The 14,026-nt window shown below is 30.9% G+C and carries 7 protein-coding genes and 1 riboswitch; of the genes, 6 read left to right on the top strand and 1 reads right to left on the bottom strand.

The window, feature by feature from the left end:
* The first annotated feature begins 219 nt into the window (after positions 1 to 219).
* Both FQB35_RS02760 and FQB35_RS02765 read left to right on the top strand, forming a co-directional pair.
* On the top strand, positions 220 to 1,242 hold the full coding sequence (locus tag FQB35_RS02760) for a TAXI family TRAP transporter solute-binding subunit (protein ID WP_148808478.1): 1,023 nt from the start codon (positions 220 to 222) through the stop codon (positions 1,240 to 1,242).
* A gap of 69 nt (positions 1,243 to 1,311) precedes the next feature.
* Positions 1,312 to 3,228, top strand: a complete 1,917-nt coding sequence (locus FQB35_RS02765; RefSeq protein ID WP_148808479.1) for a TRAP transporter permease — start codon at positions 1,312 to 1,314, stop codon at positions 3,226 to 3,228.
* A gap of 36 nt (positions 3,229 to 3,264) precedes the next feature.
* On the opposite strand, the gene FQB35_RS02770 is transcribed toward FQB35_RS02765, so the two are convergent.
* Positions 3,265 to 3,693 carry an Lrp/AsnC family transcriptional regulator gene (locus tag FQB35_RS02770; protein WP_148808481.1) on the bottom strand — a complete coding sequence of 143 codons (429 nt, stop codon included), beginning with the start codon at positions 3,691 to 3,693 and terminating at the stop codon, positions 3,265 to 3,267.
* 218 nt (positions 3,694 to 3,911) lie between these two features.
* Between FQB35_RS02770 and FQB35_RS02775 the strand changes: the two genes are divergently transcribed.
* The 4 genes from FQB35_RS02775 (at position 3,912) to FQB35_RS02790 (ending at position 14,007) form a co-directional block, all read left to right on the top strand.
* On the top strand, positions 3,912 to 5,309 hold the full coding sequence (locus FQB35_RS02775) for an oxaloacetate decarboxylase subunit alpha (RefSeq protein WP_148808483.1): 1,398 nt from the start codon (positions 3,912 to 3,914) through the stop codon (positions 5,307 to 5,309).
* Between the two features lie 17 nt (positions 5,310 to 5,326).
* Positions 5,327 to 6,514, top strand: a complete 1,188-nt coding sequence (locus FQB35_RS02780; protein ID WP_148808484.1) for a pyridoxal phosphate-dependent aminotransferase — start codon at positions 5,327 to 5,329, stop codon at positions 6,512 to 6,514.
* A gap of 204 nt (positions 6,515 to 6,718) precedes the next feature.
* On the top strand, positions 6,719 to 9,427 hold the full coding sequence (locus FQB35_RS02785) for a sensor histidine kinase (RefSeq protein ID WP_148808485.1): 2,709 nt from the start codon (positions 6,719 to 6,721) through the stop codon (positions 9,425 to 9,427).
* A gap of 197 nt (positions 9,428 to 9,624) precedes the next feature.
* Positions 9,625 to 9,798, top strand: a riboswitch (cobalamin riboswitch).
* A 219-nt stretch (positions 9,799 to 10,017) separates the two neighbouring features.
* Positions 10,018 to 14,007: an S-layer homology domain-containing protein gene (locus tag FQB35_RS02790; protein WP_148808486.1), complete on the top strand. Its 3,990-nt coding sequence runs from the start codon at positions 10,018 to 10,020 to the stop codon at positions 14,005 to 14,007.
* Positions 14,008 to 14,026 lie beyond the last annotated feature (19 nt).

Consider the following 14,026-nt stretch of genomic DNA (forward strand, 5'->3'; position numbering starts at 1 on the left):
ATTTTTCAACCCTGCAAAATTTGCAGGGTGTTTTTAGTTTTAAAGTAGCACCAATAAGTATTTTAAAAATGAATTTTTTTATTCATTCTAGTTTTTACAAAGAATAGATGGATTTGAAAAAAAATATATCGGTTTTGTTCTGAATTTTATAATCAGGTATGAAACTTGCAACTATTCAAAATGTACAGAAAAATACAAAGAGTAAATGGAGGGGAAAATATGAGATTAAGGAGAACATTAGTAATTATTTTGGCAATGATACTAGTTATGGTGTCTTTCGTTGGATGTGGACAAAAGACAGAGACAAGTTCTGATGCAAAGCCATCTAAGCAATTTGTTACAATTGTTACTGGATCAACAGGGGGTACATATTATCCTGTAGGAACAATATTCTCTACTTTATGGAATGAAAAATTAGGAGATAAAGGTGTCGTAGCATCTGTTCAATCTTCTGGAGGATCAGTAGAAAACTTAAATATGTTAAAGTCTGGAGAAGCACAGCTTGGAATTGCTATGGCAAACTTAACATTATTTGCTTATAAAGGGGAAGGGAAATTTAAAGACAATAAATTTGAAAATGTTAGATTTATAACAGCACTATGGCCGGATGTTACACAATGCATTGTAACAGAAAAATCAGGAATCAATTCAATCAGTGATTTAAAAGGAAAAAGATTTAATGTTGGCGGTGCTGGTTCAGGAACAGAGTACAGCTGTAAGCTTATTTTAGAACATGTAGGGGGACTTACATTTGATGATGTAAATACAGAGCATTTAGGATATTTTGAAGCGTCAAGCGCAATGCAGAATGGTCAATTAGATGGTATGAATGCAGAAGGTGGATTACCAACTTCAGCAGTTTCAGAAATATTTGCAAGTAAAACACCTGTAAAAATGTTAGAGTTTAGCGATGAAGATTATAAAAAGCTTCATGATGTAGCACCATATTATGGGCAGTTTACAGTACCTGCAGGATTATATTCTAAATTAGATAAAGATATAAAAACAGTAGGGATTAAATCTGCTTTAATTGCTAGTGCAGATTTAGATGAAGATTTGGTGTATGAATTAGTAAAATCAATCTATGAAAATTATGATGAAATCTCTAGTTCTCACAAAGCATTAGAGTTTGTAAAATTAGAAGAGGCTATAAAAGGATTGCCTCCAGTTCCGCTTCATCCTGGAGCTGTAAGATATTATAAAGAAAAGGGAATAGAAATTCCAGAAGAATTATTACCATAAGTAAAAAATGCCCGGCCACAATTGGTCGGGTATATAAATTAATTTGCTAAGGCGTAAAGGAGGGATTGTATGATTAAGAAGAATAAAGTAAAAGAAACAGAAGTAGTTTCAGAAAGAAAATTAGCTGGTAGAGTGGCTGCATTTGTTACGATTTTTGCCATTTTCACTTCATTGTTCCATGTATGGATGAATAGTGCCAGTCTTATGATTGCTATTAAAAAGAATGCACTTCATTTAGGATTAATGCTAGGACTTACATTTTTGATGTATCCAGCAACAAAGAAATCATCAAAGGATAAACCAACAGTACTTGACTGGATTTTATGTATTTTGGGGGTATCCGTTGGACTATATATCCTTTTTACCTATGATAGTTTAGTTGAAAGATCACTGATTCCAAATAAATTAGATTATGTATTTGCAGTTATTGCAATTATATTAACATTAGAAGCAGGAAGAAGGACTGTTGGAAATATATTGCCGATGCTTTCTATATGTTTCATTTTATATGCAAAATTTGGATATCTTTTTCCAGGGAAACTTGCGCATCAAGGTTTTTCTTGGTCAAGAATACTAACAAGAATGTATTTGACAGATGGAGGAATATTTGGTGTTACATTGATGGTATCAGCATCTTATGTATTTATGTTTATTCTGTTTGGATCTTTTCTTAATAAAACAGGAACGGCAAAGTTCTTTAATGATTTTGCATTAGCTTTTGCGGGAAGACTAAGAGGTGGTCCAGCTCAGGTTGCTGTTATGGCTAGTGGACTTATGGGAACAATAAGTGGAAGTTCTCAGGCAAATGTTGCGACTACAGGAAGCTTTACAATTCCTTTGATGAAAGAAGTAGGATATAAGCCTAGATTTGCAGGGGCTGTTGAAGCAGCAGCATCTACAGGTGGAATACTTATGCCTCCTATTATGGGCGCAGCATCTTTTATGATGGCATCATTTCTAGGTATTCCATATATTAAGGTAATGTATGCAGGTATTATACCAGCTATATTTTATTATTTTGCAATTTTTACAATGGTTGACTTTGAAGCTAGAAAAATTGGACTTAAAGGAATGGATAAAAGTAAACTACCAGATCTTAAGAAAGTAATAAAAGAAGAAGGGCATTTGATGTTACCAATTGTCATTATATTAATCTTACTAGTAAAAGGGCTAACGCCTCTATATGCAGCATTCTTTGGACTTATTGCTGTAATTATTACGAGTATGTTAAGAAAATCTACAAGAATGAATATGAAAAAGTTTATGGAGGCTTTAGAAGAAGGAGCAAAAAGTGCTGTTCCTGTTGCAACAGCATGTGGTGTTGTTGGATTTATTGTTGGTGTAGTTTCAATGACAGGACTTGGTCAGGTTGTTGCTCTTAATATTATGCAGCTTTCTTTTGGACAATTATGGTTAGCTTTAATTCTTGTTATGGTTGCATCTATATTCTTAGGAATGGGGCTTCCAGCATCTGCGTGTTATATTATTACTGCAAGTATTGCAGCCCCAGCATTAATAAAAATGGGAGTTGATCCAATTGCAGCCCATTTCTTTGCATTCTATTATGGTACCTTATCAGCTGTAGTACCGCCTGTTGCTCTTACATCTTATACTGCTGCAGGAATTGCAGGTGCAAATCCAATAGAGGTTGCTTTTAGTGGATTTAAGCTTGCTTTTGCAGGTATTATGATTCCGTTTATGTTTGTTTACTCTCCTATTTTACTTATGCAAAATGTAGTAGCATGGAAACTAATATTAGCTTTTATTACTGGCTTATTAGGAATTATAAGTCTTGCAGCAGCAGCAGAAAACTATTTTTTTGATATACTAAAGGTATATGAGAGATTTTTAGCATTCGCTGCAGCTATATTATTAGTTAAGCCTGGGATTATTTCTGATGCAATAGGAATCGGTTTACTAATCCTATTTATATCTTTTCATTCTATAAGAATTAAAAAAATAAAAGAAACGGCTACAATTACATAGAAAAAAGGATACATTCGTATGAATGTATCCTTTCTTTTATAATATGATTTTATTTTCAATAGGAGTAGAAAGAATGATAGAAGTTTGAGTATTGCCTATTTTTTTTATAGCATCAATTAAAATTTCTAGTTCTTCCATATTTTGAACCATAACCTTTAAGGTCATGCAATCACCACCAGTTATATGATGGCATTCAATGATGCTGCTTGTTTTCTCGGCAAAATCTAAGAAGCTTTTATACTTATCTCGATCTAGAGAGATATCTATAAAAGCTTGGATTTTTTTACCAAGTTTCTGTGGGTTTATTATGGCTTTATAGCCTGTAATGATGCCATTTTCTTCTAATCTTCTAACTCTTTCTGTTACGGCAGGAGAAGTTAATCCTACCAAATTTCCTAGATCTTTCATAGAGATACGACCATTTTTCTGTAATATCTCTAAAATTTTTAAATCAGTAGCATCCATTATTTTGCCCCCATTTAAAAAAATAAATAAAAAGCATATATTTAATTTTATTTTTTAAGCAATACTATTATAACACTTTTGTTAACAACTGTACACAAATTATGCAGGTTGATAAAATAATATTAAACAAAGTATTGTTTATGAAAGAAATAGGGATATAAACGTTATATATAGTAATTGGAAAGCAGAACAGGAAATGAATGATAGGAGGGAATTTTATGCATAAAGTAAAAATAACAGAAACTATTTTAAGAGATGCCCATCAATCATTAATTGCTACAAGAATGAAAACAGAAGAAATGTTACCAATACTAGAAAAATTAGATCAAGTTGGTTATCATGCATTAGAAATGTGGGGCGGAGCAACCTTTGATGCTTCTTTAAGATTTTTAAATGAAGATCCGTGGGAAAGATTAAGAACTATAAGAAAGAAAGTAAAAAATACAAAATTACAGATGCTTTTAAGAGGGCAAAATATATTAGGATATAAGCATTATGCTGATGATGTAGTGATTGAATTTGTTAAAAAAGCAGTTTATAATGGAATAGATATTATCAGAATATTTGATGCATTAAATGATGTGAGAAATCTAAAAGTTGCACTAGAAACAGCCAAAAAAGAAGGGGCTCATGCACAAGCAGCAATTTCTTATACGACAAGTCCTGTGCATACAACAGAAGTTTACGTGAAATTGGCGAAAGAAATGGAAAATATGGGTGCAGATTCTATTTGTATAAAGGATATGTCAGGATTATTAACTCCATATTATGCTTATGAGCTTATATCTGCTTTGAAAAAAGAAGTAAAGATTCCTTTAGAAATGCATTCTCATACAACGAGTGGATTGGCAAGTATGATGTATTTAAAGGCTATTGAAGCAGGTGTAGATATTATTGACACAGCTATATCGCCTTTCTCATTAGGAACAAGCCAGCCACCTACTGAATCAATGGTTGCAACGTTACAAGGGTCAGATTATGATACGGGACTTAAAATTGAATTGTTAAATGAAATTGCTGAACATTTTGCTCCTATAAGAGAAAAGAGTATTCAAAATGGACTATTAAATCCAAAAGTTTTAGGGGTAAACATTAATACATTGATTTATCAAGTACCAGGAGGCATGCTTTCAAATCTAGTTTCTCAGCTTAAGATGCAAAATGCCCTTGATAAATTTGATGAAGTATTAAAAGAAGTACCAAGAGTAAGAGAAGATTTAGGATATCCACCATTAGTTACCCCTACAAGTCAAATTGTTGGGACTCAAGCAGTATTAAATGTCATTACTGGAGAAAGATACAAATGGATTCCAAAAGAAGTGAAGGCTTATGTAAAGGGCATGTATGGAAAACCTACTGTACCAATAAAGGAAGAAATCATTAAAAAGATCATTGGAGATGAAGAGGTTATTACTTGTAGACCAGCAGATTTAATTGAGCCTCAATTAGAAAGTATAAGAAATGAAATGAAAGAATATTTAGAACAAGAAGAGGATGTATTATCATATGCCCTATTCCCACAAGTGGCTATAGATTTTTTCAAGTATAGACAGGCACAAAAGTATAAAATAGATAGTGCCTATGTTGATAAAGAACAAAAAACTTACCCAGTATAAATAAAGGAGGACATATTATGAATCATTGCCTATCAAGGAAAAATATGAAAATATCTGCATCTATAACATTAGCAATTACAGCAAAAGCAAAAAAAATGAAAGCTGATGGAATTGATGTAGTAAGCTTTGGTGCTGGAGAGCCTGATTTTAATACACCAGATCATATAAGAGCTGCAGCTATAGATGCAATGGAAAAAGGACTTACTGGATATACAGCTTCATCAGGACTTTTAGAATTAAAAGAAGCTATTTGTGATAAATTTAAAAATGATAATGATTTAGAATATAAACCGGAAAATATTGTGGTTTCTAATGGTGCAAAGCATTCACTATTTAATGCATTACAAGCAATATGTAATCCAGGAGATGAAGTGATCGTTTCTGTCCCTTACTGGGTAAGTTATCCAGAACTTGTAAAGCTTGCAGATGCAAAACCTGTTTTGGTAGAAGCTTTAGAGGAAAATGGATTTAAATACACAAAAGAAAGTTTATTAAAAGCAATTAATGAAAATACGAAAGCAATTATCTTAAATAGTCCGAACAATCCAACGGGGACTGTTTATACTGAAAATGAATTAAAAGAGATTGCAGAAATTGCAGTAGAGAAAAATCTTTATATCATATCAGATGAAATATATGAAAAATTAATTTATGATGGAAAACATGTAAGCATTGCTTCTTTAGGAGATGAAATTAAGGAAAGAACAGTTGTCATTAATGGTATGTCTAAAGCTTATGCAATGACTGGCTGGAGAATAGGATATCTAGCAGCAAGCAAAGAAATTATTAGTGTTATCAATAACATTCAAAGCCATGCTACTTCTAATCCAAATACTATTGCCCAATATGCAAGTATTGCTGCATTAAAAGGAGATCAAGGACCAATTGAAGAAATGATAAAGGCTTTTGTTGAAAGAAGAAATTATATGGTAGAAAAAATTAATACAATTGATTATTTATCTTGCAGAATGCCAGAGGGAGCATTTTATGTAATGGTGAATATATCAAAAATCATTGGAAAAACTTTTAATGGATTTACAATTAATAACTCAATGGATTTTTCTGAATATCTACTAGATTATGCAAAAGTAGCAGTAGTACCAGGCGTTGCTTTTGGAGCAGATAACTACATTAGATTATCATATGCTACTTCTCTTGAAAATATTAAAGAAGGCTTAAAAAGAATTGAAGAAGCAATTAAATAATTAAAAGCTTATGGAAGCATCCGAAAGGGTGCTTTTTTCTTTTAAAAAAATTCGACAAAATAAGTCATATTTCATTAAAGGTTTATAAATGCCTCATGTAGAATAATAGAAAAAGGATTTTGAAAAATTTGCAGTTTTATGAATAAATAAGTAATTTATGAAAAGAAAATTGTTTAAAAATGATATAGGGGGATTATTAGAAGAATGAGTTACATAAATAGAAATAGACATAAAATCATTTTTTTGGTTATTTATATTTTTGTTTTATCAGCAAATTTTTCATTTTCTCAGGATTATGAGCATAGACATGTGCTTATTTTAAATTCTTATCATAGAGGATGCGAATGGACAGAAGAAATAGAAAAAGGAATAATAGAAAATTTCAATAGAAAAGAGCAAAAGTATATATTTCATATTGAATATATGGATACAAAGAAAATTTATGATCAATTATACTTTGAAAAATTATATGAACTATATAAGTATAAATTTAAGGATAGTAAATTCGATGTTATTATTTCTAGTGACAATGATGCATTGAATTTTTTAGTAAAATACGGTGAAAAATTATTTCCAAATACACCGGTTGTTTTTTGTGGAGTAAATAATTTTAGAGATTCTATGCTTTCAGGAAATAATTTGTTTACAGGGGTAGTAGAAGAGGTAGATTTAAAAAGCAATATTGATATAGCACTAAAGCTTCATCCTAATTCAAAGCAAATGATTGTATTACTTGATCAAAGTGCTACTAGTATTGAGAATAAAAAAATGATACAGAAACTAATTCCTTGTTATCCTAATTTGAAATTTATTTTTATAGAAGAGCAGAAAATTTCTGAAGTAGAAAACACAATAAAAAATTCACCAAGAGATAGTATTATTTTTTACTGTGCAACATTTAAGGATAATAAAGGGGGATTAATTCCTGAAAAAACTTATATTCAGAATATTTCAAATAAATACAAAATACCTATCTATACTGGATGGAGCTTTTATCTAGGGAAAGGTATTGTAGGAGGTAAAATGGTAAGGGCTTATGATCAAGGAAAGATAGCTGCAAAAATGGCAAAAAGCATTTTAAAAGGAGAAAAAGTAGAAAATATTCCTATTATTAAAGAAAGCCCTAGCTATTATATGTTTGATTATAATCAAATGAAAAAATTTGGAATAGAGATTATGAACTTACCTAAAAATAGTATTTTAGTAAATAGACCTTCATCAGTTTATTCGTTACCAAAGGCGTTTGTTTATGAAATTCTTATTTTTATAATTTTTATTCTTACAAGTTGTATATTTATTCTTTTCAAAAATTTTTCTAAATGCAAACAGCTTGAAAAAGAGCTAAAAGAGCACTTGCAGTTTATGAATAAATTAATAGATACCATACCAAACCCAATATTTTGGAAGAATACAAAAGGGATATATACAGGCTGCAATAAAGGTTATGGAGATTTATTAGAAATGGATACAAATGATATTATAGGCTGTGGTGTTCATGATATTTTTAATAAAGAATATGCTGATATTTATTATGAGATGGATAAAGAACTTATGAATCGGGGTGGGATTCAAATATATGAAGAAAAGATTCATAGTAAAGATGGTAAATATCGAGATGTAATTTTTAATAAAGCAGCCTATACAAATATAAATGGAGAAGTTGAGGGCCTTATTGGTGTTATTGTAGATATAACAGAACGTAAAAAGATTGAAAAGAGAATGCGTGAAAGTGAAGAAAGGTATCGCATGCTTATTGAGAATGTACCTGATGGGATTGTTGTTTATAATGATGAAAAAATACAATTTATAAACAAGGCTGGATTAGAGATGCTTGGTGTAGAAAAACAAGAAGAAATAATAGGAAAGTCTGTGATGGATTTTCTTTATCCTTGTTATCATGATAGTTTTAAGAAAAGTATTGAGCAAGTAAAAGATAAAAAAGTTGTTCCTGTAATAGAACAAAAGATTGTCAGAAAAGATGGTACTATTATTGATGTTGAAGTAAAATCTATTTCTTTTCTTTATGATGGAGAGGTAATGGTATTTAGTGGCTTTAGAGATATAACAGAACGTAAAAAAAATGAAGCATTGCAGAAGAAGATAAAAGAAGCAATGGAACAGGATCGATTAAAAACAGAATTTTTTTCTAATTTATCACATGAGTTAAGAACTCCATTAAACATAATATTTAGTAGTATACAGTTGCTAGAATTGGATTTTAAAAATAATAAAATGATCAAAAATGAAAAAGGCTTAAACAAACGAATTAGGGTTTTAAAGCAGAATTGTTACAGACTTTTGAGACTTATAAACAATTTGATTGATATAACAAAAATGGATTCAGGTTATTTTGAATTAGAAATACAAAATCATAATATTGTAAGCATTGTTGAAGAGATTACTTTATCTGTAGCAGAGTATATAGAGCAAAAAAATATAAACCTTCAGTTTGATACAGATGTAGAGGAGAAGATTATAGCTTGTGACCCAGATAAAATTGAAAGAATTATTTTGAATTTACTTTCTAATGCTATAAAATTCACAAATCCTGGAGGAAGGATTATGGTGAATATGTTTGATAAAGGAGACAGGATTATTATTACAGTAAAGGATACAGGAATAGGCATACCGAAAGATAAATTAGAAGCAATTTTTGAACGGTTTAGACAAGTAGATAAGTCATTTAGAAGAAATCATGAAGGAAGTGGAATAGGATTATCTCTTGTAAAATCTCTTGTACAAATGCATGGAGGAAGGGTTTTTGTAAAAAGTGAATATGGCAAAGGAAGTGAATTTATAATAGAACTTCCAGTAAAAGAAGTTAGAAATGAAGGAAGAAGTTTTTCTAGTCAAAATATACCACAAACTTATGCAGAAAGAATAGAGATTGAGTTTTCAGATATATATGCATAGGTTATTGTATAAAAGTTTAATGGAGGTTATTCGTAAAAAAATATATTGATAATTTATGGAAAATAATATAAAATTTACATGTCGAAGTTTCATATATAATATTTTTATTGAGAAACTGCCGGTATTTTGCTGGCAGTTTTTCAATAAAAAAGAGGAAAATTGAAATAGCTGTTGAAATACATTATATGAGATGATAAAATTTATTACGGAAAAATGTTGCTATGTCTAGGGAAAAGGGTGTAAGGCCCTTGCTGTAGTCGCAGCTGTAACCAGTGATGAGGAGTAGAATATGCCACTGTCTAGATAGATGGGAAGGTTTACTCTAAAGATGACCTGGGAGCCAGAAGACCTGACATGGCATTCTTCAGTTAACCTCCGGCTTAGAGGGATTGAAGATATATGTGATCGTCATATATTATTTGATATGAAAGATACATATGTCTTTTGCCCTTTCCTCATTCTGGAAAGGGTTTTTATTTTAATGTTAAGAAAATGAAAACAAAGAAACTATTTTGATACAAGGGGGGATTCAAAAATAAAGATTATGAAAAGTATCAAAAAGTTTGAAGAAAAAAGAGAGAGGTGAAAAAATGAACTTATTTAATAACAAAAATAAGCTTTTGATTTCTAAAGTAATGTTAATAATCTTGTTGGTAAGTACTATTTTTTCGATTCTACCTATATTTAACGGAAACTATACAGGGAGTGCAGAAACTGTACAAAAATATGTTTATGACGAAGACATTGTTCAAGAAGATGTATATGACGAAGACACTGTTCAAGAAGATGTATATGACGAAGACACTGTTCAAGAAGATGTATATGACGAAGACACTGTTCAAGAAGCTGTTTATAGTTCAGTTTATAGTGACTTAGCAACACAGGCAGTGAGAAATCATTACAAAACATATAAAAATGGAAAAGCTGTAGACGGTAAATGGGGAAATTTTGGAGCATATGATGCATACATATTGGCAGAAGCTGGAGCAAACTTAGAGAGTTGGACATATAATGGAACTACATTCAAAGAAAAAGTAGATAGTTTGATTGATGCAACGATTGCAAACGAAGATACAGAAAATAAATCATCAGCTAAGAGAGTGGCTCAAGAATATTTAGCAGCTAAAAGTTTAAATGAAAGTGATAAGGCAACTCAATTATTTAACATCTTAAAGAATAGACAAAAAAAGAAGATGGATCATTTGATACAGGCCTTTTATAGTATGTATAGCAATGTAGCTACATATGAGCTATTGGTAAGAGCAGGAAAAATAATGGATATTGATACAGACAAAGCAATAGAATATATTTTAAAAAATCAAGATGTGAATGGTTCATGGCCTATACAAGATGTTGACACCTATATTTACAATGATTTTATGATGACAGCACAAGCTGTAAGAGTATTAAAAGCATTAGAGGCATCTGCAGGAGAAAGAATTACAGATGTAGAAAATGCAATTGAAAAAGGAAAGAAATGGCTAAAAGAAAAACAAAAATCAGATGGAAGTTTTGTGAATGGTTATGACGATATTGTTACAGATACAGCAGAGATAATTTATACATTAAAGGATTTAGGAATAGATCCAGATACATGGACTAGTGAAGATGGTAATAGCCCAGTAGATTATATGAAAGAAAAAGCATTAAAAGAAGGAAGCTTTGGTAATGTAGGTAGTACTACTTGGGCATTGGATGCATATCTAAAATTAGGTGGAGAGGTTTTAAACGATACTGTATTAGGTATAAAAATAACTCCAGAAAGTGCAAATATTACTAAAGGTAATACAAAACAATATAAAGCAGAAGCATATAAATTAGATGGAACTATAGAAGATATTAGCGATGTTGTAAATTGGTCTACTGCTAATAATGAAATTGCAACAGTAGATAATGGATTGGTAACAGGAGTTTCAGCAGGAACTACAGAGGTAAAGGCAATATATAAAGAATTTAGTGATACTTCTACAGTTATAATTCAACTTACTGTTATTGACGAATTGGCAGTTAAAGCAGTGAGAAATAATTACGAAACATATAAAAATGGAAAAGCTGTAGACGGTGGATGGGGAAATTTTGGAGCATATGATGCATACATATTGGCAGAAGCTGGAGCAAACTTAGAGAGTTGGACATATAATGGAACTACATTCAAAGAAAAAGTAGATAGTTTGATTGATGCAACGATTGCAAACGAAGATACAGAAAATAAATCATCAGCTAAGAGAGTGGCTCAAGAATATTTAGCAGCTAAAAGTTTAAATGAAAGTGATAAGGCAACTCAATTATTTAACATCTTAAAGAATAGACAAAAAGAAGATGGATCATTTGATACAGGCCTTTATAGTATGTATAGCAATGTAGCTACATATGAGCTATTGGTAAGAGCAGGAAAAATAATGGATATTGATACAGACAAAGCAATAGAATATATTTTAAAAAATCAAGATGTGAATGGTTCATGGCCTATACAAGATGTTGACACCTATATTTACAATGATTTTATGATGACAGCACAAGCTGTAAGAGTATTAAAAGCATTAGAGGCATCTGCAGGAGAAAGAATTACAGATGTAGAAAATGCAATTGAAAAAGGAAAAAAATGGCTAAAAGAAAAACAAAAATCAGATGGAAGTTTTGTGAATGGTTATGACGATATTGTTACAGATACAGCAGAGATAATTTATACATTAAAGGATTTAGGAATAGATCCAGATACATGGACTAGTGAAGATGGTAATAGCCCAGTAGATTATATGAAAGAAAAAGCATTAAAAGAAGGAAGCTTTGGTAATGTAGGTAGTACTACTTGGGCATTGGATGCATATCTAAAATTAGGTGGAGAGGTTTTAAACGATACTGTATTAGGTATAAAAATAACTCCAGAAAGTGCAAATATTACTAAAGGTAATACAAAACAATATAAAGCAGAAGCATATAAATTAGATGGAACTATAGAAGATATTAGCGATGTTGCAAATTGGTCTACTGCTAATAATAAAATTGCAACAGTAGATAATGGATTGGTAACAGGAGTTTCAGCAGGAACTACAGAGGTAAAGGCATCCTATCAAGACTGTAGTGGTATAGTGAAAGTGAATGTATCTGGTGATAATAGTGGCATAGTAGAAAAAGGTTTCACAGTAAAAGTTGCGGTAATTGGTAAATCTGGAGAATTATTATATGGACCTAGTAGTGTAACTATTTCAAAAAAATATGAATACAAAGATACTGCTTTGAGTGCTTTAGATGCAACTGGATTACGTTGGAAATTCAGTAACGATTGGCCTGGAATGGTTAATGAAATTGAAGGACAGAAAAATAAGGGTATGAATGGATGGATGTATGCTGTTAATGGCAAAGCACCATCTGTATTGCCAGGTGAAAAAACAGTTAAAAAAGAAGATAAGATTCTTTGGTGGTATAGTACGAATGCTATGTCAGAGGTGCCAAAATGGCCTGATTCATCAAATAAACCAACTATTATATCTGAATCAAAGATTGAGGAAAAAGTTAAGGAAACTTTAGATAACTACAATAAAAAGCTTGAGAAAGTGAAAGATAAAAATAGTATTTTAAATATAGATAAGAAAATGACACAAAAGGAAGCAGAAGCTTTGAAAAAGGAACTAGATAAAAATAAGGTTTCTATTAATAAAGTGGCTAATAATACAGAAACAGTGTTGGCAGATTCTAAGTTAGAAGTATCATTGTTGATCCCTAAAAAAGCATTAGATGGGGCAAAAAAAATAACCATTTCTGAATTAGAAAAAGATGAGAATCCAAAACAATTTGCTGTTAAAGTTAATTCATCTACCTATGAGTTTGGACCTAGTGGAACTAAGTTTGATAAACCAGTAACTATAAGCATTAAGCTTGCAATAACAGATGAAATGAATATAGAAAAAATATCTCCAGCTTGGTATGATGAGGAAAGTAAGAAATGGATTCCTATTCCAGGGATAATAGATGCTGAAAAGGGGTTAGTTGTATTTAATATTGATCACTTTACAAAGTTTGCAGTAATTGAATTACCAAATAAAATAAGCTTTAAAGATGTAGACGAGAAGATTTCTTGGGCTAAAGATGCTATTGAAATTTTAGCAGGTAAAGGAATCATAAAAGGTACAGGTAATGGATTTGAACCTCAAAGGTCAATTACTCGTGCTGAATTTATTAGCTTAGTGGTAACTGCTTTAAATTTAGAAAAAGAAGAATATATAGAAGAAACCTTTAGTGACGTAAATAAATTAGATTGGTTTGCTAATGCTGTAGGGTGTGCTTATAAAAGCAATATTATATCAGGAGATCCAGATGGTAAGTTTAGACCTAATGATCCAATAACAAGAAATGAAATTGCTAGCATACTTTATAGATTACAAGGATCACCAGAAAATAGTATTAAAAATAGTAAATTATCTTTTAAAGATATAAATACTTTACCTAGTTGGGCAATAAATGGAGTAAAATATGTTTATCAACAAGGATTGATGAGTGGATATGAAGATGAAACATTTAGGGGAGGCAATGCATTAACTAGAGCAGAAGCTGCAGTGGTTATCTATAATTATCTAAAATAATTTATATAATAAAAAATTA

The sequence above is a fragment of the Crassaminicella thermophila genome (assembly GCF_008152325.1).
In the GTDB taxonomy this organism is placed as follows: domain Bacteria; phylum Bacillota; class Clostridia; order Peptostreptococcales; family Thermotaleaceae; genus Crassaminicella_A; species Crassaminicella_A thermophila.